Consider the following 21890-nt stretch of genomic DNA (forward strand, 5'->3'; position numbering starts at 1 on the left):
CTTTTTGTTGATATAAAAGTAATAAGTTCTGCAGGATTAAAAGGGAGGACGTCCTAAAAAACTTTTTCTTTGATTCTATTATACTGCCGGTTGATATTTGCCGTTACTAAGTCAAATACGGTAATTCTCAAGAGCTCTAGAACACTATGCGAATGATAAAGACTGCCATAACCCTGGTGGCCCTCGGACTGCTGCTCATCAGCCACGCCCAGGAATCAGGGATCTACACGGATGAAGACCGGATGTTCCGGGAGGCTCTGGAATTGTACAATAATCGCCAATATCAGTCGGCCCAGACCCTGTTCGAAAAGATAGGTTCCCAGACCCAAAACGAAAGCACCGCAGCCAACAGTGCCTATTATGCGGCCAATGCGGCCGTGCGCCTGAATCAGGTGGGTGCAGACCGGCTTATGGAGGAATTTGTGGAGAACTACCCCACCTCTACCAAGAGGGATGCAGCCTTCCTGGATGTTGCGGACTATTATTTTGAGAATGGGAAATATCCCTATGCGCTGAAATGGTATCAGAAGGTGGAGCCTGGTACAGTCCCTTACAAGGACCGGGATCGTTATCATTTTAATATGGGGTATTCCCTCTATGCGGCCAAGAAGCCCGAAGAAGCCAAGGCCTATTTCAACAAGGTCTCCAATTCGGCCAAATACGGGGCCCAGGCGAAATATTACCTCGGGTTTATCGCCTATCAGCAGGATGATTACGAAGGGGCGAGCCAGCGATTCGACCAGATCACCGACCAGAATCTCCTGGACGAAAAACTCTCGTATTTTCAGGCCGACCTGAATTTCAAACTCGGGAATTTCGAAGAAGCCATTGCTCTTGCCAAAAAACAACTCCCCGTTTCAGACAGACAGGAAGTTTCCGAGTTGCACAAGATCATAGGCGAGAGTTATTTCAACCTCAAACAATACGCAGAGGCCATTCCCCACCTGGAAGCCTACCGAGGAAAACAGGGTAAGTGGAACAATACGGATTTCTACCAGCTCGGATATTGCTATTATCAGCAGAAAGACTACGCCAATGCCATCCTACAGTTCAATAAGATCATAGGGGGGAAGGATCCGGTAGCCCAAAATGCCTATTACCACCTGGCTGAGTGTTACCTCGAGCTAGACAAGAAACAGGAGGCCCTGAACGCCTTCAGGAATGCCTCCCAGATGGATTTTTCAACTGAGATTCAAAAGGACGCCCTGCTCAACTACGCAAGGCTGAGCTACGAGATCGGGAATGCCTATGAACCGGTTACCGATGTACTGATGGCCTACCTGGAAAAGTATCCCAAAGACGAGCACAGGACGGAGGTCCAGGATCTCCTAGTGGATTCCTACCTGACCTCGAGGAATTTCAAGGGAGCGCTGGAATTACTGGAAGAAAACAGGAATTTCGCCAATAAGTCGACCTACCAGAAAGTCGCCTTTTTCAGGGGCATGGAACTTTTTACGGAAGGGGATTACGCAGAGACCGTTGAGGTGCTGGATCGGGCTGTAAAGAGCGATGCGGATGCCGTGTTTACAGCCAGATCGAGATACTGGAAAGGGGAAGCCGAGTACCTGCTCAACCGCTTTGACCAGGCCCTGTTGGATTTCATACGTTTCCAGCAGAGCCCGGTAGCTTCCGGTACCGTGGAGTTCAGGGAGCTGGATTACAACCTGGCCTATACCTATTTTAAACTCAGGGACTATAATTCTGCCATTCCGTATTTCCGGAACTTCGAGAACAAGAATTCAGGAGACCTTAAGGGACAGGATGCGGTGGTACGCCTGGGAGATTGCTACTTTGTGACCAGGGAATACGACCCAGCGGTAAAGGCCTATTCCCGCTATATCTCCGCCAATGGGTCGGAGAAGGATTACGCGGCTTTTCAAAGGGCTATCAGCTATGGATTTATGGGCAGGAACGAGACCAAGATCACCGAACTGAAAGACTTCAAATCCCGTTATCCCTCATCCACCCTGAATGACGACGTCCTTTTTGAACTGGGGAACACCTACGTAAGGGAAAACAAGGAACAGGAAGGCCTGAGGGCTTACGCTGAGCTGGTTGACACTTACAACGGCAGCAAACTGGTTCCCGAGGCACTCCTGAGGCAGGGCCTGGTCCATTACAACGCCAACAGGAATGAAGAGGCCCTGTCTCAATTCAGGGCGGTGGTGAGCAAGTACCCAAGGTCGGAGGAAGCGGTACAGGCCGTGAACACGGCAAAACTGGTGTATATGGACATGGGGCGCGTGAACGAATACGCAGCCTGGGTCAGGAACCTGGATTTTGTGGAAGTGTCTGATGCAGATCTGGACAATGCCACTTATGAATCTGCAGAACAGCAAAACCTGGAGAACCGCAAGGAGGCTGCTATCCGTGGGTTTGAGAACTATATCAGGGATTTTCCATCCGGCAGGCACATCGCAGATGCGCACTTCAAGCTTGCCCAGCTTTATTTTGGTGAGGGGAAAATGGACGAGGCCCTGCCGCATTACCGCTATGTCGCAGACCGCGGGGGCAACGAATACAAGGAACAGGCGCTGACGAGGACCTGTGAATTGCTTCTGGCTAAGGGAGATAACGCCAAGGCCATGGAATACCTTCTCCGCCTCGAAAGTTCGGCCGACATCCCCCAAAACCGAACCTATGCCCAGCAAAACCTGATGAGGTTGTACTACGGACAGCAGGAATACCAGAAGACACTGGCCTATGCAGACAAGGTCCTGGCTACCGTTGGGATAGACGACAGGATCCGGAGTGATGCACAGGTAATGATCGCCAGGTCGGCCATGAGGACGGGAGACGAATCCAGGGCCGAAGAGGCTTATGGCCGGGTGTTAAAGATCGCTACCGGGATCATTGCTGCCGAAGCCCTGTATCACGATGCCTATTTCAAACAGAAACGCGGGGCACTTGAGGAGAGCAATACGGCCGTTCAAAAACTCGCCAGGGAATATTCAATCTACAAGGAATGGGGAGGAAAGGGACTCATCTTGATGGCCCAGAATTTTTATGCGTTGGGGGATGCCTTCCAGGCGACCTACATCCTGGAAAGTGTGATTGGCAATTTCTCCCAGTATCCCGAAATCCAGTCAAGAGCCAAAGAAGAACTGGGGAAGATCAAGGCCAGGGAGGCCGAAAAGAACGCTTCCGTAAACCCCAACGAGAATTAAATTAACGCAAGTGTATTATGGCCAGAAAGATTTTATTCGCCTTCAGTATAGTTTTCAGCGCAATTTTAGGGGTTTCCGCCCAGGAAAGGGACCTGGGAACTGAAACGGTGACGGTAGTCAAATCGTATACCCCTACCATTTCAGATGCCTTTAAGATCAGGTCAGTACCCGTGATGAGCGATTCCATCATTCTCACAAAAAAGAAGATACAGTACAGCATATTCTCCGTCCCGGTGGCTTCCACCTTCGTACCGGCCAAGGGAAAAGCGGCCACAGTCCAGAAATCGGCCCCGGAAAAACTGTACAACTCTTCCCTTTCCTTTGGGCTGGGTAATTTTAACAATGCCCTCCTGGATTTCTACACCAGTCGTGACTTTGATAGGGGAAATCAAAGAGTGGATGTAGGTCTCAACCATTTCTCCTCTCGGGGAGATCTGGATTTCACTCCTTTGGATACGGATTTCTACAATACGGCCCTGAACCTCAGTTATTCCAATAAGGGCCGTGATGGCAGCTGGGGACTTTTTGGAGGTGGCAGCCATCGCCTTTACAACTGGTATGGGATACCCGAGGGGGTCTTTGACGAGGCGACCATTGCAGGGATAGACGAACAACAGCAATACTACAGCGCGGAACTGGGTGCCCGCTTCGAACAGAGCGAATCTGTCCTGGGAAGTGGTGAATTCAAGGTAAAGCGATTCTGGGATGAGGTCTCCTCGGCAGAGAACAGGGCCTATCTCACCACCAACCTTGAATTCCCTTTGAGTCAGGATTCCTTCTCCCTCGGGATTCTGGTGGACTATGTGGGGGGAGAGTTTGCCAATGCCGATGTCAACAATACGGCGAATACCGCGGGGATCAATTATTCTCTGTTCCAGGCGGGGATCAGCCCCAGTATCCTCATCGAACAGGACCAGCTCAGCCTCAGGCTGGGAGCCCAGCTCGTTTACGGAATGGATGTGGAGAACAGTGACAGCAACTTCTATATCTACCCACAGGTATCGGCAACCTATGAACTGCTGGAAGATCTTGTCATCATCTATGGAAGTGTAAAAGGGGAATTGAGGCAGAACTCCTATGCGGATTTCTCCGAGGAGAATCCCTTTGTATCCCCAACCCTGACTGTACAACCCACAGACCGGCAATACGATGCGCGCATCGGCTTCAAAGGACAGCTCTTACCAAATCTGAGTTATGATGTCAGGGGTTCTTACAGCGCAGAAAACCGAAAGCCCCTCTTTAAACTCAACCCACAGAACGATTTCAGGGATGATGATAAAGGGTATACCTATGGGAATTCCTTCGAATTATTTTACGACGATGTAAAGACCCTGAGTGTTTTCGGGGAACTCAACCTGGATATCAGCCGGAATTTTTCCCTGGGTGTCAACGCCTCCGTGCGGGATTACGATACAGAGACCGACAACCCTGCCTGGAACCTCCCCAATGTGGAAGGGTCCCTTTTTATGGATGTGCAGATCGATGAACGTTGGTACGCCGGAGCCTCCCTTTTCTACGTGGGCGAACGGGAGGACCTCTTTTCGGTGGCGGCGCCTAATACACCACCTTCGGATTTTACTTCGACCATCCTGACGCTCGACAGTTATTTTGACGCGAATGTCCACCTGGGGTACCGCTTTAGCGATCAGCTATCGGTGTATGCACGGGCAAGTAACCTGGCGAACAACGATTACCAGCGGTGGGCGAATTTCAGGGTCCAAAGCTTCCAGGTCCTGGCAGGTCTTACCTATAAATTTGATTTTTAAGGAGTACATGGCGTAAGCCTTCTTCGCGCTTTCAGACACCAATTAAGGCTGACAGAGGCCCTTTGGTCGACTTTTAGGCGACGCACGGGGGTATTCGAGGTCCGGAAAGGATACAATCCTTACTTTTATGGGAAGAAAACCCAGGGATGAAAGGGCTGTTTTCACTTATTTGTTTCCTCCTGATCGGGACCGGAGTGGCTTTTGGGCAGAACCTGGTGCTCAACCCCAGTTTCGAGGAACACAGGGCATGCCCTGAAAAACTGGGCAACTTTAACACGGACCTCGTGAGCTGGACTACACCTACCCTTGGTTCTACGGATTATTTTCACGGATGCAGCGATGCTATGGGTACCCCTGAGAACTTCAACGGAACCCAGCTTGCAGATTTTGGACAGGGGTATGCCGGATTCTACCTCTACGCTCCGAATGACTACCGGGAATACATGCAGGCTACGTTGTCATCGCCCCTGGTGGAGGGAGTCACCTATGAGCTGAGTTTCTTTGTGAGCCTGGCCGAGCGGTCGGATTTTGCCATCAACGCCTTTGGGGTCGTCTTTTCCAATGAACCCCTGCAGTTTGAGATCCAGAAAGACCTTTCCAAACACCATCTCTATTCGGACCCCAATAACCCCTTCAGCTACGTGGAGATAGGGTACTCACACTTTGCCAACGACAAGAAAGAATGGATGCTGGTCACCACCTCTTACACGGCCAGTGGAGGGGAAAGGTACATGACCCTTGGGAATTTTAAGAACAACGCGCGCACGCGTAAATTTCTCATCAAGAAGGATGCAAAACAGGGGGCCTATTACTATGTGGACATGGTTTCGTTGATGCCTCCCGATAATGGGAAAACCGGAGTTATTGCCGGGCGGACGGCTGGCGAAAGTACCCCAAGCCTGAACACTCCCCACCTCTTCCAGCACGTATTGTTCGATTTCGACGAATACCACCTCCTGGATTCTGCCAGGGAATACCTGAAGGAGACCTTTGATTTCCTGATGGCAGACCCGACTCTGCATATTGTCATTCACGGGCATACGGATGGGATTGGGCTGCCGGAATACAATATGAAACTGTCAGGGAACCGGTGTAAGGCTGTGGTCGACTATTTTACGGGCCTGGGACTGCCTGAGGCCCGCATCTCCTGGAAGGGCCATGGAGGCAGCCTTCCCGTTGCGGATAACGCAACTCCCGAGGGCAGGCAACAGAACAGGAGGGTGGAATTCATCCTCACCAGGATGTAAAAACCATGTTTAGTAGTCTGAGTAGGATGTCGGGTAAAGCAGCAAAATATCTGCCTTATTCACATTATTGGCATAATAAGGATTGTTCCACAATTCATTCCATTTTGAAGTGTCAAAAAAGACTTTCCATAATGAGTCTCTGGATGCCATATCTTTGAACGTGGTCATGTACATGAGGTTAGGCATCCTGGATCCTGCTATAACTTCCCCGTAGAATACAGCATGGAACCCGACATCTTCAAAAAGTGTGACCTCACCCCCTTCATTGAACATTTCCACTTTATTCTGGAAGAGAGCTTCTGTTGGGGACTCATAGCTCCGGAGTTCATATACCCTTTTGTCTCTTTCTCCGGTAACGGAGGAAGGACGCAGGTAGGGCATTTCCTTAAACGGTTTCATGATTATGACCTCCAGCCTCTCATAGGGCGGTGCATCATAAGGAGCATTAATGAATGACTGTCCATCTTTCTGCAGGACAGAGTCTTTTGAAAGAGCTTCCCCTAATTCGCCGAATCCTTTGAGGCCCTTGAATGCGTATAGCAAATAGACCTTTTGGGTGCTGTCCTGTTCCGAGGGGATATTTTTAAAAACCCCTATATCCTTTAGGCCATTTCTTTTCATAGCGGGGATCAGGGCGTGTTCGAGATAGGAATCCAATTGCCCTTCCTGTTCCGCATCGGTGAGGTGGTAGACCCTCAATTCAAATAAACTCTGATGTGAGGCATCCTCCTTCTTGGATGGGCTGCATTGTATTAAAATCGTTGAGGAAGCAAGGAGAAGGAACCCGATCAGGATATGTGTTTTTTTCATGGGAGTTAAGGTGGATGATTCTCAAACATACTCGATTTTCTGTCTATTTCCTATGCACAGCCTATTTCTTGCCTTTTTCCGGGGAGTCTAAAGGATATTCTTGAGACGAAACAAGGGTAATTATCGCAGAATGACGACCTTTACGAAAATTAAGGAATCCATGGACCTGAATTTAGCAGTGTTGATAGACGGGGATAATATCCCTTCCGCCTATGTCAAGGAAATGATGGAAGAGATCGCGAAGTACGGCAATCCCACTATCAAGAGGATCTATGGCGACTGGACGAACCCCCGCCTGGGGAAATGGAAGAAGGTTTTGCTGGAGAATGCGATCACCCCTGTACAGCAATACGGGTATACGGCAGGGAAGAACGCCACGGATTCTGCCATGATCATCGACGCCATGGATATTTTGTACTCCGGCAAGGTGCAGGGGTTCTGCCTGGTGAGCAGCGACAGCGATTTCACCCGCCTGGCCACCCGTCTCAGGGAAGCCGGGATGATGGTCTTCGGGATCGGCGAGAAGAAAACACCGGATCCTTTTATCGTGGCTTGCGACAGGTTTATTTATATTGAGATTCTGAAAAAGCAGTCGGAAGAGATCTCCTCGGATCCGGAAGACAGCAGGTCGGGCAAGAAGAGCGGGGTCGACAAGATCACCCGCAAAGACATTCAGCTGATCACGGATACCGTCGATGATGTCGCAGATGATGACGGCTGGGCATTCCTGGGCGATGTGGGGAGCCTGCTGCAGAAGAAACAACCCAATTTCGACTCCAGGAACTACGGGTACCAGAAGCTGACGCCCCTGATCAGCGCCCTGGGGGAATTCGACGTCGAGAGGCGTGAGGATGCCAAAGGCCGCAAAAAACTGATCTATGTAAAGATCAAGGAAAAAAAAGGGCGGGGTTCCCGAAAATAAGTTATCCCTCCACCACCTTACCTTTGTATCTGGTGAATTCACTATTTTTGGAAGCCTGAGATCGTAAGATCCTGCATCCGTGAAAAATCCAAATATGAAAAAGACATTCCTTCTATCCCTCGCACTGATCATCGCATCCTGTCAGTCCCCTAAAGAACCGGCAGATCTGCTGGTGATCAACGCCAACCTGTATACCGTAAATGAATCCTTTGACAAGGCTGAGGCCATGGCGATCAGGGATGGGAAGATACTGGCTGTAGGCCGTTCGGAAGATATTACAAAGGCGTATGAAGGCAAGGAAGTGATGGATCTTGGCGGGAAGACTGTGATCCCCGGATTCATAGATGCCCATTGCCACTTCTACGGCCTGGGCCTGAACCAGCTGAAGGTAAACCTCGTTGGGACAAGCAGTTATCAGGAGGTGCTTGAGCGCGTCCGGGACTTTCAGGAAAAGAATCCTTCCAATTTCATACAGGGAAGGGGATGGGACCAGAACGACTGGGAAGTGAAGGAGTTCCCGACCAAAGAAGAACTGGATAGGCTATTTCCCGAAACGCCGGTGGCCCTGGAAAGGGTAGACGGGCATGCCTATCTCGTGAATCAGAAAGCCCTTGACCTGGCAGGGATCACCGCGGAGACCAAAGTTTCCGGTGGGGAGATCATCAAAAAGGACGGGAAGATCACAGGGGTCCTGGTAGACAACCCCATGTACATGATCGACGCCATCGTCCCTCCCCCGACCAGGGAGATGGACATCAAGGCTCTGCAGGATGCCGAAGGGATCTGCCTGGACTACGGCCTGACCACGGTGAACGATGCCGGCCTGATGCGGAATACGATCGAACTCATAGACAGCCTCCAGCAAACGGGAGACCTTTCCATCAGGGTCTATGCCATGGTTAGTAATACGCCCGGGAACCTGGATCATTTCCTCAACGTGGGGATCATTAAAAATGACAGGCTCAATGTGCGTTCTGTAAAGGTCTACGGGGATGGTGCCCTGGGTTCAAGGGGAGCGGCCCTGAGGGAGCCCTATTCTGACCAGCCCGGGCATTTCGGGGCCATGGTCACCCCTGTAGAGGATATCGAAGCCCTTGCCATGCGTCTGGCCACCACGGACTACCAGATGAATACACATGCCATTGGGGACTCGGCCAACATAGCCGTGCTGCGCGCGTATAAAAAAGCCCTGGAAGGAAAGCAGGACAGGAGGTGGAAGATCGAACACGCCCAGGTGATCACGGAGGCCGACTTCGACTACTTCAAAGAAGGGATCATCCCATCCGTTCAGCCTACCCACGCCACCAGCGATATGTACTGGGCCGAGGACAGGCTGGGCGAGGAACGCGTGAAAGGCGCCTATGCATTTAAAACCCTTCTGGATAAGGCCGGGATGGTAGCCCTGGGCACTGATTTTCCGGTAGAGCAGGTGAGCCCCTTCCTTACATTTTATGCATCTGTAGGCAGGCAGGACCTCGAGGGCTATCCCGAGGGAGGTTTTCAGATCAAAGATGCGCTTAGCAGGGAAGAAACCCTGAAAGGGATGACCATATGGGCTGCCTATTCCAATTTTGAGGAAGATGAAAAAGGCAGTCTGGAACCCGGAAAGTTTGCTGATTTTGTGGTGCTGAGCGGGGATATCATGACCGTTCCCCTTAACCAAGTCTCTGAACTGAAGGCCGAGCAGGTCTATATTGGAGGGGAAAGGAAAAAGTAGGAAAATAAAAAGCCGAAGCGAGAGCTCCGGCTTTTTTATTTCCAGGTAAAACAATTACATCACAAACGTGATAGGGACAGCCACCCTTTCGGTACCCCAGCCCATAACGAGGTGAACACCGCCATCCACTTCCTGGAAAGTCATGGAAAAAGCATCCAGGGATTCATCTCCCTTGGAAACTTTGGCCTGAACGCGGGCTACGTCTCCTGAATCCTGGTAAAAATAGGATCCCCACTGATTCAAGTTCTTGTTCAGCACAATGGTCCATTCGTTCTCCCCCGGGATGGTGAAGAGAGAATACGTACCTGCTTCAATATTCTTCCCGCCTATGGTGGCTCCTTTGTAAAAAGTGATCTCAGCGGCTTCGTTGGCGCCTGTCCTCCAGACCTTTCCGGCCGGGGCAAGGTCGGCCACGTCGCGTCCCTTGAGCTGTGGCCTGCTGTAGATCACCCTGACCGCCTTGTCGGAGATCTTGTAATCGGAGGGATAGGAGGCCATGTCCATCGGACTTTTGTCCATGCCGCTGAATTCCTGTGCAGCCATTTCAGCGGAAAAGACCATGGCGCACATCAATAAGGTAAGTGTAAGTACATTTTTCATAAGTTCGATTTTTAGTTCCTTCAAAGCTAATCGCTATGCTTGTTGGATTTTTATAAAGAGTCGTTAAAATTTGAACTTCTTACATTTCGTTCTGTGAGTAATCAATAATGAAAATTAACATTTCAATATTCACTTAATACTCTTAATTAAGTAACATATTGAAACAGAAAGTACAATAGTGTTTTCTATTTAAAAGTATATCTTCATCTTTGCCTTCTCTAATTAAAACAGTGGAGTTGTATGTGTGGAATTGTTTGCGCTTTTGAGTTAAAGGAAAGTACGGAGGTTTTAAGGCCGCAGTTGTTGGAAATGTCGAAAAAGGTCAGGCATCGCGGTCCCGACTGGAGTGGGATCTACGCTGATGAGAAGGCCATCCTGGCCCATGAGCGGCTCGCTATTGTGGATCCTGCGTCCGGGAAACAACCCCTGGTCAGTGAGGACGGTGCCCTCATCCTGGCCGCCAACGGGGAGATCTATAACCACAGGGAACTGCGCAAGCAGTTTGAGGGAAAATACCAGTTCAGGACCGAATCGGATTGCGAGGTCATCCTCGCACTCTACCAGAAAAAAGGCCCTGCCTTCCTGGATGAGATGAACGGGATTTTTGGGTTCGCGATTTACGATACGACCAGGGACGAGTATTTTGTGGCGAGAGACCATATGGGGATCATTCCCCTCTATATGGGTTGGGACAAAAATGGGACCTTTTATGTGGCCTCCGAACTGAAAGCCCTTGAAGGGACCTGCACAAAGATTGAGCTTTTCCCTCCCGGACATTACCTCCACAGCTCGGACGGAGAACTAAAGAGGTGGTATGAGCGCGACTGGATGGAATATGAGGCCGTGAAGGAGAACGAGACCAGTATAGAATCCATTCGTCAGGCCCTGGAGGCAGCTGTGCACAGGCAGCTGATGTCTGATGTGCCTTACGGGGTGTTGCTTTCGGGCGGACTCGATTCGTCCGTTACCTCGGCCATCGCCAAGAAATTTGCCCAGAAAAGGATAGAATCCGATGACACCACAGAAGCCTGGTGGCCCCAGTTGCATTCCTTCTCAGTAGGTCTGGAGGGTTCACCGGACCTGGCCGCGGCCCGAAAGGTTGCGAAACATATAGGGACGGTTCATCACGAGATCAAGTTCACTATACGGGAAGGGCTGGATGCCATCAAGGATGTGATCTACAACCTGGAGACCTACGATATCACGACCATCAGGGCGTCTACCCCTATGTACCTCATGGCCAGGGTGATCAAGTCGATGGGGATCAAGATGGTGCTTTCAGGGGAGGGGGCCGATGAACTCTTCGGGGGCTATTTGTACTTCCACAAGGCCCCGAACGCGCGTGAATTCCACGAAGAGACCGTCAGGAAATTGAAAAAACTCCATATGTACGACTGTTTGAGGGCCAATAAATCGCTCGCCGCCTGGGGTATTGAAGGCAGGGTGCCTTTCCTGGACAAGGAGTTTATGGATGTGGCGATGCGGATCAACCCTCAGGACAAGATGATCAACGGGGAGCGCATGGAGAAATGGGTGGTCCGGAAGGCCTTTGAATCCTATCTTCCGGAAAGTGTCGCCTGGAGGCAGAAAGAACAGTTCTCCGACGGGGTGGGATACAGCTGGATAGATACGCTGAAGGAAATGGTGGCCGCGGAAGTAAGTGACGAACAACTGGCCAATGCCAAATTCCGATTTCCCATCCAGACGCCTACGACCAAGGAGGAATTCTATTACCGCTCGATCTTTGAATCCCATTTCCCTTCAGATGCGGCTGCCCTATGTGTGCCCCAGGAAGCCTCTGTGGCCTGCAGTACTCAGATCGCATTGGAGTGGGATGAGGCTTTTAAGAATATGAATGACCCGTCAGGCAGGGCAGTGGCTAAAGTGCACGCAGACGCCTATGTAAAATAACACCATCCCCTAACCGGATCGGATTGAAGAATGCAGGAAGAAAGCACCCGGATGGGTGCTTTTTTGTCGCTAGCCCTGAACATTTCTTCCCCCTTAAAACAGGACAAAGATCAGCAGGATAATTCCTGTAATGATAAGCGGTCCCAGGATCCCCAGCACAAGGCCACCAAATCTGAAATCCTTTTGTTCCAGCTTCCCCGTACTGTACGCAATGGCATTAGGCGGTGTTGAAATAGGAAGGAACAGGGCAGTTGAGGCACTCAGACCGATCACCAGGGGCAGGACGATGGGATTTTGATAGGTGAGTATAATCCCCAGCGGGATCAGTACAGTGGCTGTTGCCGTATTGCTCATCACATTGGAGAGGATAACGGTTACAAAGGCAAAAAGGAGCACCAGGACAATAAAATTCAGGTCGAAATCTGCGATCTTCTCCACGTAGTATGCGGCCAGCCCTGTTTCTTTAATGGCTAACCCCAGGGAGAGTCCGCCTGCCACCAGCATCAGAGTATCCCAGGGCAGCTTCCGAACATCGTCAGCATTGACAATACCGCTCATGGTCAACAGGATAATAGGGAGAAGGGAGACCACGGAAGCGGGAATCCCGTGCAACTTCTCCGTAAGCCATAGCAGGAGAGTAAGAGCCAGGACACCCAGAACAATGCGTTTCTTTATCTTCTCAAATTTATAAGACTCATCATCGACGGGGATGGATTTTTTTTCGATCTCAATCACCAGCTTGTCCTTTTTTGAGAGGTATTTGCGGGACAACATCAGCCAGAATAAACCGGTCAGGATAAGGGAGAGCGGAAATCCGATCATCATCCACTCCAGGAACCCCATTGAGATCCCGTGATTGTTGAGCGCTTCAGCAGCAATGGCATTAGGAGGGGAGCCAATCAGGGTACCCATGCCCCCGATGGTTGCAGCCCCTGCGATACCTATGAGGATGGCCTTGGATATGGGAGCGTTGCTGTCAACGGTGTTGAGGAAGGGCAAAACAGAGGCGATCATCATAGCCGTCGTGGCCGTATTGGACATGATCATGGAAAACAGGGCGGTAGTGAGCATCAGCCCGAGAAGCACCCTCCTCGGGGAGGTCCCCAGCCTCGAAATACTGAGCTCAAAGACAACCTTGTCCAGTTGGGTTTTGCTCATGGCTTCCGCTATAAAAAAGCCTCCAAGCATCAGCCAGATAACGCTGCTGGACCAGGAATTTATATAACCTACATAGTGCTCCCTGACGTTTTCCGGATCGACCTGGGAATAGTGGCTGTTCATCGCAAAGATCAAAAACCCGAAGACCATCAGGCCTACCGCAAACGGTGGGATGGCCTCTGTGACCCATAGCCCGATGGCTAGAAAAAGGAGGAAGAGAACATAGACCTGTGCCTGGTCAAGGCCGGGTTCGTACATAAAATAGGTCAGAATAAATGAAAATATAATGCAGAGCAGGAAATAGATGACCCTGCTCTGTACATCAACCACCTTCTGAATATGCGACATCAACTTCAGTGAAACAGCCCGGGAATCGCTCATAATTCAAAAATTAAAACAATGCGGTAAAATTAGGCCTCAAAATGGGAAGAAAACCTAATATTTATCATGTAAAATTCAATTAAATCGTATTCCTGGACTAGAGTTGTGAATTGTTGTTAAATTGTTGATAACTTCACTGCTTCATTTGGCCGCTACCCCTATATTTCACGGGGTTTTCCTTATATTTGTGAGATTGTAAAAAAGCAGGCAATCCCAGAGGTTTTTAAGCGGATAAATCCACCGGATTTTGAACCTTCCAGGATTGTTTTTTTGCGTTTGAAAAACAGGGTCGGCAAACACCCTGGCAGAAAGTGAAACCTTAATCGATTGTATGAGCGAAGAGAAGAAGAACAGTTATTCAGCGGACAGTATTCAGGCCCTGGAAGGGATAGAGCATGTGAGAATGCGTCCCTCCATGTATATTGGAGACGTAGGCGTAAGGGGTCTTCACCATTTGGTGTATGAGGTCGTGGATAATTCCATTGACGAGGCGATGGGAGGGCATTGCGACACCATCAGCGTCATCATCAATGAAGATAATTCCGTCTCCGTCCGGGACAACGGAAGGGGGATCCCTGTAGACCTCCACAAAAAAGAAGGGGTTTCGGCCCTTGAAGTGGTCATGACCAAGATCGGTGCCGGGGGAAAATTCGACAAGGATTCCTACAAGGTCTCCGGGGGTCTCCACGGAGTTGGGGTCTCCGTTGTGAACGCCCTTTCCAACTCCCTTAAGGCTACGGTTTTCAGGGATGGCAAGATCTGGGAGCAGGAATACGAAAGAGGAAAAGCTCTGTATCCCGTGAAGAGCACGGGTACTACCCAGGAAAGGGGTACTGAGGTTACCTTTCACCCGGATGACCAGATCTTTACCCAGACCATAGAATTCAGCTACGAGACCCTGTCTAACCGCATGCGGGAACTGGCGTACCTCAATAAAGGCATCACCATTACCATCACGGACCGCCGGCAAAAGGACAAGGACGGCGAATTCATTTCGGACGTTTTCCATTCTGAGGAAGGGTTGAAGGAATTCATCAGGTTCCTGGACGGGAACCGGGAAGCCCTGATTCAGAACATCATCGCCATGGAAGGGGAAAAGAACGACATCCCTGTGGAGGTGGCCATGGTCTATAATACAGGGTATACGGAAAACCTGCATTCCTATGTCAACAATATCAACACCCACGAAGGTGGAACCCACCTCTCCGGTTTCCGGCGTGGCTTGACCACCACCCTGAAGAAGTACGCCGACTCCTCCGGGATGCTCGACAAGCTCAAGTTCGAGATACAGGGGGATGATTTCCGGGAAGGGCTCACAGCCATTGTTTCCGTGAAAGTGGCTGAGCCTCAGTTCGAGGGACAGACCAAGACCAAGTTGGGGAACAGGGAGGTATCCGCAGCGGTAAGTCAGGCCGTTTCTGAGATGCTAACCGATTACCTGGAAGAACACCCGGACGATGCGAAGATCATCGTACAGAAGGTCATTCTCGCAGCCCAGGCAAGGCACGCCGCCACCAAGGCCCGTGAACTCGTACAGCGCAAGAATGTGATGTCTGGCGGGGGACTGCCTGGTAAGTTGTCCGACTGTTCGGAACAGGACCCTTCCAAATGCGAAGTATTCCTCGTGGAGGGAGATTCAGCCGGGGGTACTGCCAAGCAGGGCAGGGACCGAAATTTTCAGGCCATCCTGCCCCTGAGGGGAAAGATCCTGAACGTGGAAAAGGCCATGCAGCACAAGGTCTTTGAGAACGAGGAGATCAAGAACATATACACCGCCCTGGGCGTGACCATAGGAACGGAGGAAGACAGCAAGGCACTGAACCTCGATAAGCTCAGATACCACAAGGTCATCATCATGTGTGATGCCGATGTGGACGGGAGCCATATCGAGACCCTCATCCTCACCTTCTTCTTCCGCTATATGCGGGAACTGATAGAAGCGGGCCACGTCTATATCGCTACGCCTCCACTGTATTTGGTCAAAAAGGGCAGTAAGAAGAGCTACGCCTGGAACGACAAGGAGCGGGACGCCATCTCCGAAAGTTACAAAGGAGGAGTCAGTATTCAGCGCTATAAGGGTCTGGGGGAAATGAACGCGGAACAACTCTGGGAGACCACGATGAATCCACAGTTCAGGACACTCAGGCAGGTCACCATCGACAATGCGACGGAATCCGACAGGATCTTCTCCATGCTGATGGGTGATGAGGTGCCTCCGAGAAGGGAGTTTATCGAGAAAAATGCGGTCTACGCCAACATTGATGCATAAAAACCGGCATTACACAACAAAAACTCGCCTCCCCAGGGCGAGTTTTTTAGTTTTAGGCAAAATTAGATCGATATGAAAAATCTATTGTTTGCTATCATGGGATTCTGCGTGCTGGCCGTGCAGGCACAATCCAATGTCAACGACCTTTTTGCGGCCGGGGTGGAAGATGCCGAGACCTTTATGAACGACTACCTGGCTCCGGTATCCGAAGGTGCCATTTACAGTATTGCGGGTTCCTGGTTCAATACCGGGGATGCCAAACCCCTGGGAGGTTTCGAGATCTCCGTGATCGGGAACCTCACCGGTTTTAAGAACAAGGAAGACAAAAAGACCTTTGTGCTGAACACGGCGGATTATCAAAACCTCCAGTTCGTGGACGGAAGTACATCAAAAACCGTATCCACGGCACTGGGAGATATTCAGGGTATACGCGTATTCGTGGAAGATGAGGTGGCCCCGGGGATAACCGTCAGGGAAGAATTTGAGTTGCCTTCCGGACTTGCAGGGGAAGACATCAACTTTATCCCTTCCGGCTATATTCAGGGGAGTGTAGGTCTGATCAAAGGGACGGAGCTCAAGGCGCGCTTCCTACCCAAGATCAATACGGATGATGTGGCCATTAGCCTCTTTGGGGTGGGGATTCAGCACGAATTCACCAAGCACCTCCCGGCAGACAAGATCCTGCCCATCGCTATCTCCGGGGTGATAGGGTATACCCATATCAACGGGACCTATGATTTTACTAACACCAGTATCATTGGGGGGTCTGATCAGCGGATAGACGCCAAGATCAATACCTGGGTCTTCCAGGCAGTGGTCTCCACCAAACTACCCATCATCAATTTCTACGGAAGCCTGGGTTACCTGAGCGGAAAGTCCGAAACGGCCATTCTCGGAACCTATGATGTGCAATCAGGGCCTTTTCAACAGACCTTCACAGATCCCTTTACCCTTGAGAAAGACGCGAGCGGGGTAACCGCCAACGTGGGTACGAAGTTAAAACTGGGCTTCTTCCGCTTACATGCAGATTATACCCTGGCAGAATTCAACAACTTTTCCTTTGGGTTGAGCTTCGGGTTCAGGTAAACCGATCCATTTACAAAATGAAAACAGCCTTCCCATCGGAAGGCTGTTTTACTATATAGAAAAAAGTCAGGGGATCTTTTATTCTCTCAGCGCCAGTATATTGCCTTGAATATCTTCAAGGACGGTGCCTTCTTCTGATGTCTTCATGCTCACTCTTTGTTCGGGCATATCGGTACCGGGATAGGAGATGGTGTACACACCGTTGTCTTCCGTCCAGCTGAAATCTGTCTTTACTTCTAACTGACTGCCTTCATAAGAATGGTATCGTCCCAGGTATACATCGTTAAATATCCATTCCTGCTTGCTGGTATATCTTCCGGCTTCCTGGTCTGTAATAATATCTACCTTGGTCCAAATTCCGATGATAGGGTCATTATTTTCCGGGATCTCAGTACAATTGCTCACCGAAATAATGGTGACGATAGCCAATAGGGAAAAGAGCTTTTTCAAAATGTAGGTTTTAGATTTGGGATCTGTTACAGGTCTCTAACGCCTTGAATTCCTGCTCTATTGCTATTTTTCGACGAACGGCATGCACGGGATCAAAAAATTCGACGAACGTCACACTTCCTATTGGAAAAGGGGTAGTGGTTCAGCTGAGTTCCGGCAACTTTCCCCGGGAAAATAATCCTCGGGAAGAGGCCCGCTAGTCCGTTAAAAATTGCTATTTTTGCGGCAGCTTAAGGTCGATGTGAAGGCTCGATTTCAATGGGGTTACCTCCCTGCTTAGCTCCCTTCCCATCACACAGATTAACACCAGAAAAAAATTCAAAATATGAAAGTTACAATTGTAGGTGCCGGTGCCGTCGGGGCCAGTTGCGCAGAGTACATCGCTATCAAGGATTTTGCATCAGAAGTGGTCCTCCTGGATATCAAGGAAGGATATGCTGAAGGAAAGGCCATGGACCTTATGCAAACCGCGTCCCTCAATGGGTTTGATACCAAGATATCAGGGACCACGGGCGACTATTCCAGGACCGCCAACAGTGACATCGCAGTGATTACCTCGGGCATACCACGGAAACCCGGGATGACCAGGGAGGAACTGATCGGGATCAATGCCGGGATCGTTAAAGACGTTGCGGCCAACCTGATCAAACACTCACCCAATGTGATCCTTATCGTGGTGAGCAACCCTATGGATACCATGACCTACCTGGTCCACAAGATCACGGACCTGCCCAAGGAACGCATCATTGGGATGGGGGGTGCCCTGGACAGTGCGCGGTTCAAATACAGGCTGGCGGAAGCACTTGGTGCTCCGATCTCCGATGTGGACGGTATGGTCATTGGCGGGCACAGCGATACAGGGATGGTGCCTCTGGCGAGGCATGCTACCAGGAACAGCGTAAAGGTCTCTGAATTCCTTTCTGCTGACCGCCTGTCACAAGTAGTGGAGGACACCAAGGTAGGAGGAGCCACCCTGACCAAGCTCCTAGGCACCAGTGCCTGGTATGCACCCGGAGCAGCAGTGTCTGCATTGGTGCAGGCCATAGCATGCGATCAGAAAAAACTTTTCCCATGTTCGGTCCTCCTTAACGGGGAATACGATCTGAAGGATATCTGCATCGGAGTACCCGTTATCCTGGGCAGGAATGGGATCGAGAAGATCGTAAAGGTCGACCTCGACCAGGCTGAGAAGGACAAAATGCAGGAGAGCGCCGAAGGGGTAAGAAAGACCAACAGCCTGCTGCAGGTGTAAAGAACCTCCTGAAACCAAGAGATAAAGCGTTCCCGGGGAACGCTTTTTTTCTGCTTTGAAATCCGCGAAATCCACAGGATTCCCGGGCCGGGAAATGACCTATAAATCATTCAAATAAATTGTCAGTTCCTCTTGGAAATGATATATTTGCACGCTATTTACGGAATCCATCAATTAATTAAAAAATCAGATGCAGAATAAAGGACTGATAAAGCTTTTTGCTTTTTTGTTCGGGCTGGTAAGTATTTACCAACTCTCTTACACCTTCATTACCAGCAGGCTGGAGGATGAGGCAGAAACCTATGCCACCGCCAGGATCCCTTCTACGGAAGACAACTACGTGGCCCAACGCGAAGCCCTTGAAGCCAGGTACCTCGACTCCATAGGGGACAACACGGTGCTGGGATACACCTCCTACAACGAAGCGAAAAAGAAGGAACTCAACAAGGGACTCGACCTGAAGGGGGGAATCAACGTGACCCTCCAGATATCCGTAAAGGACATCCTCAAAGGTCTCGCAGACAATACCAGGAACCCGGTCTTCAACAAGGCCCTGGCCGATGCCGACCAGGCTTCCAAGAACAGTGATGACACCTATCTAAACCTCTTTTTTGAGGCCTTTGACAATATCAAGGGAGATACCAAACTGGCATCGCCAGACATCTTCGGAAATAAAGGGCTCAGCGATGAGATCAACTTCCAGATGACCGATGACCAGGTAAAACCCATCATCCGGAGGAAGATAGACGAATCTATCGTATCTGCCTTTGAGGTGCTCAGGGAACGGATCGACGGTTTTGGAGTAACCCAACCCAACATCCAGAGGGAGGGTACTTCAGGGCGAATCCTGGTGGAACTGCCGGGAGCCAGGGATATCGCCAGGGCTCAGGACCTGCTTTCCAGTACCGCTCAGCTCGAATTCTGGGAAACATATGAGCCCGGGAATCAGAGCCTGATCAACTTCTTTATACAGGCCAACGAAAAACTGAAAACCCTCGTCGAGGATACAGGGGAAGAGCAGATCAAAGAGGCATCTGAGATCGATACCCTGCTATCAGACGTGGCTCAGGATTCTCTCGATCTGAATGCCGAGCGCAACCCCCTGTTTGAAAAAATGCAACTGAACGGTCCGGGCTATGCCATAGCGATCGCCGCCTTAAAAGATACCGCACAGATCGGTTCCTGGCTGCGCATGCCTGAGATCAGAAGATTATTGCCGGCGGATGTGCAGTTCACCAAATTCCTTTGGGAACGCCCTTCTCAAAATTCTGAAGTAGCCGCCCTTTACGCCCTGAAATCGAACCGGGAAGGCGCACCGCGTATCAGCGGGGATGTGGTCAGTGATGCCCGCGACCAGTTCGACCAGTTCAACCGCCCCGCCGTGGGGATGGACATGAATGTCAGGGGAGCAAAGGAATGGGAAAAACTTACCAACGAGGCAAACCTCAACAATACAGGGATCGCCATCGTTCTGGATAACAAGGTCTACACCGCACCCGGTGTCTCTCAGGTCGGGGGGATCTCCGGAGGGAGTTCAGAGATTACGGGAACTTTTACCGTAAATGAGACCAAAGATATCGCCAACGTTTTGAGGGCCGGTAAATTACCTGCTTCAGCAGAGATTATCGACTCCTTTGTCGTAGGTCCATCTCTGGGTCAGGAGGCGATCGACAGCGGTTTTACCTCTTTCGTGATCGCCATGATCTTTGTATTGATCTGGATGTTCTTCTACTACGGCAAGGCGGGGATCTTCTCCGATATCGCCCTGGTGTTCAACATAGTGCTGATCTTTGGCGTCCTGGCCAGTCTGGGTGCCGTACTTACCCTGCCCGGGATAGCCGGTATCGTCCTTACGATCGGTATGTCCGTGGATGCGAACGTACTTATCTTTGAACGGATCAAGGAAGAAATCCACAAGGGGAAAGGCAAGGGACAGGCTATTAATGACGGATTCAATAACGCCTTATCCTCTATCCTGGATGCCAATATCACTACCGGCCTTACAGCCCTGATTCTCCTCGTGTTCGGATCAGGACCTATTAAAGGGTTTGCGACCACGCTGATCATAGGTATCCTTACCTCCCTGTTCACAGCGATCTTTATTACTCGCCTGCTGGTCGACTGGTATATATCAGGAAAAGGTCGCACACTTGCCTTTTCCACCGTTATCACCAAAAACCTGTTTACCAACGTAAACATTGATTTCCTCAGCAAGAGGAAGATTGCCTATATTATTTCGGGGATCATCGTCATCGCCGGGGTGGCTTCCCTGTTCACCAGGGGGCTCGACCAGGGTGTCGACTTCGTAGGGGGGCGTAATTATCAGATCCGCTTTGTAGATCCGGTAAACCCTTCTGAGATCACAAATGACCTCACGGCTGCCCTTGGAAGCGCCAGTGCAAAGACTTTTGGGGATGCCAACCAGATCATGGTCACTACCAAATACAAAGTAGATGCACAGGGAACCGAAGTAGACGATGAGATCCTGGGCATCCTGTACACTGCGCTTCAGAAATACCTTCCAGATGGGGCTACCTACGAGGACTTCGTTCCCGGGGGTAGCAACGAAGACATTGGGGTGATGAAATACAGAAAAGTAGGACCGACCATTGCGGATGATATCAAGAAGAATGCGGTATGGGCCGTTCTGGGTTCCCTGGCCGTTGTCTTCCTTTATATCCTTCTGCGATTCCGCAAATGGCAGTTCTCCCTGGGTGCGGTGGCCGCTGTGTTCCACGACGTATTGATCGTACTGGGGGTCTTTTCTTTCTTCAGCATTTACATGCCCTTCAGCATGGAGATCGACCAGGCCTTTATAGCGGCTATTTTGACGGTGATCGGATACTCCCTGAACGATACAGTGGTGGTCTTTGACCGGATCCGGGAGATCGTCAGTGAGAAGGGATTCAACGCGGGGATCAACATCAACGAGGCCCTTAACAGCACGTTGAGCCGTACCCTGAACACCTCCCTGACCACCTTGGTGGTGCTCCTTGCGATCTTTATCTTCGGGGGGGAGACCCTTCGCGGATTCATGTTCGCGATGATCGTGGGAATTGTGGTGGGTACCTATTCGTCCCTGTTCATTGCCACACCTGTGATGTTCGATACCCTGAGGGAAAAAATCTCCAAGAGGAACAAATAAAAAGAAACC

The 21890-nt window shown here is 50.4% G+C and carries 14 protein-coding genes; 10 read left to right on the forward strand and 4 right to left on the reverse strand.

Annotation, left to right across the window (positions count from 1 at the left end; all coding sequences use genetic code 11):
- Positions 1 to 152: 152 nt before the first annotated feature.
- The 3 genes from GWK09_RS08735 to GWK09_RS08745 all read left to right on the forward strand — a co-directional run bounded on the left by GWK09_RS08735 (position 153) and on the right by GWK09_RS08745 (position 6180).
- Complete coding sequence (locus tag GWK09_RS08735) at positions 153 to 3167, forward strand: tetratricopeptide repeat protein (protein WP_394367574.1); 3015 nt, start codon at positions 153 to 155, stop codon at positions 3165 to 3167.
- Between the two features lie 17 nt (positions 3168 to 3184).
- On the forward strand, positions 3185 to 4933 hold the full coding sequence (locus GWK09_RS08740) for a TonB-dependent receptor (protein WP_163692811.1): 1749 nt from the start codon (positions 3185 to 3187) through the stop codon (positions 4931 to 4933).
- 146 nt (positions 4934 to 5079) lie between these two features.
- Positions 5080 to 6180 (forward strand): OmpA family protein, encoded by a 1101-nt coding sequence (locus GWK09_RS08745; RefSeq protein WP_163692813.1) that lies wholly within the window; start codon positions 5080 to 5082, stop codon positions 6178 to 6180.
- 9 nt (positions 6181 to 6189) lie between these two features.
- Here GWK09_RS08745 and GWK09_RS08750 read toward each other — a convergent pair whose 3' ends face one another.
- Positions 6190 to 6990 (reverse strand): NIPSNAP family protein, encoded by an 801-nt coding sequence (locus GWK09_RS08750; protein WP_163692814.1) that lies wholly within the window; start codon positions 6988 to 6990, stop codon positions 6190 to 6192.
- A 160-nt stretch (positions 6991 to 7150) separates the two neighbouring features.
- On the opposite strand from GWK09_RS08750, the gene GWK09_RS08755 reads away from it, so the two are divergent.
- Positions 7151 to 7912 (forward strand): NYN domain-containing protein, encoded by a 762-nt coding sequence (locus tag GWK09_RS08755; protein WP_163693423.1) that lies wholly within the window; start codon positions 7151 to 7153, stop codon positions 7910 to 7912.
- Between the two features lie 94 nt (positions 7913 to 8006).
- Entirely contained in the window at positions 8007 to 9629 is a 1623-nt protein-coding gene (locus tag GWK09_RS08760) for an amidohydrolase (protein ID WP_163692816.1), read from the forward strand.
- Between the two features lie 54 nt (positions 9630 to 9683).
- On the opposite strand, the gene GWK09_RS08765 is transcribed toward GWK09_RS08760, so the two are convergent.
- Entirely contained in the window at positions 9684 to 10229 is a 546-nt protein-coding gene (locus GWK09_RS08765) for a DUF2911 domain-containing protein (RefSeq protein WP_163692817.1), read from the reverse strand.
- Between the two features lie 240 nt (positions 10230 to 10469).
- On the opposite strand from GWK09_RS08765, the gene asnB reads away from it, so the two are divergent.
- Positions 10470 to 12140 carry an asparagine synthase B gene (gene asnB / locus GWK09_RS08770; RefSeq protein WP_163692818.1) on the forward strand — a complete coding sequence of 557 codons (1671 nt, stop codon included), beginning with the start codon at positions 10470 to 10472 and terminating at the stop codon, positions 12138 to 12140.
- 93 nt (positions 12141 to 12233) lie between these two features.
- Here the strand turns inward: asnB and GWK09_RS08775 are convergent, their stop codons facing one another.
- Positions 12234 to 13679: an SLC13 family permease gene (locus GWK09_RS08775; protein WP_163692819.1), complete on the reverse strand. Its 1446-nt coding sequence runs from the start codon at positions 13677 to 13679 to the stop codon at positions 12234 to 12236.
- Between the two features lie 331 nt (positions 13680 to 14010).
- On the opposite strand from GWK09_RS08775, the gene gyrB reads away from it, so the two are divergent.
- Both gyrB and GWK09_RS08785 read left to right on the forward strand, forming a co-directional pair.
- Positions 14011 to 15948: a DNA topoisomerase (ATP-hydrolyzing) subunit B gene (gene gyrB / locus GWK09_RS08780; protein WP_163692820.1), complete on the forward strand. Its 1938-nt coding sequence runs from the start codon at positions 14011 to 14013 to the stop codon at positions 15946 to 15948.
- 72 nt (positions 15949 to 16020) lie between these two features.
- Positions 16021 to 17034, forward strand: coding sequence for a DUF6588 family protein (locus GWK09_RS08785; protein ID WP_163692821.1), 1014 nt, complete (start codon positions 16021 to 16023; stop codon positions 17032 to 17034).
- Between the two features lie 78 nt (positions 17035 to 17112).
- Here GWK09_RS08785 and GWK09_RS08790 read toward each other — a convergent pair whose 3' ends face one another.
- On the reverse strand, positions 17113 to 17484 hold the full coding sequence (locus GWK09_RS08790) for a hypothetical protein (RefSeq protein WP_239530876.1): 372 nt from the start codon (positions 17482 to 17484) through the stop codon (positions 17113 to 17115).
- Between the two features lie 325 nt (positions 17485 to 17809).
- Between GWK09_RS08790 and mdh the strand changes: the two genes are divergently transcribed.
- Both mdh and secDF read left to right on the forward strand, forming a co-directional pair.
- Positions 17810 to 18736, forward strand: a complete 927-nt coding sequence (gene mdh / locus GWK09_RS08795; protein WP_163692823.1) for a malate dehydrogenase — start codon at positions 17810 to 17812, stop codon at positions 18734 to 18736.
- Positions 18737 to 18926: 190 nt separating this feature from the next.
- A complete protein-coding gene (secDF, locus tag GWK09_RS08800) occupies positions 18927 to 21881 on the forward strand; it encodes a protein translocase subunit SecDF (protein WP_163692824.1) in 2955 nt (984 codons plus the stop codon).
- Positions 21882 to 21890 lie beyond the last annotated feature (9 nt).

Origin of the sequence: Muriicola jejuensis, assembly GCF_010671595.1 — a bacterium.
Lineage (GTDB): Bacteria > Bacteroidota > Bacteroidia > Flavobacteriales > Flavobacteriaceae > Muriicola > Muriicola jejuensis.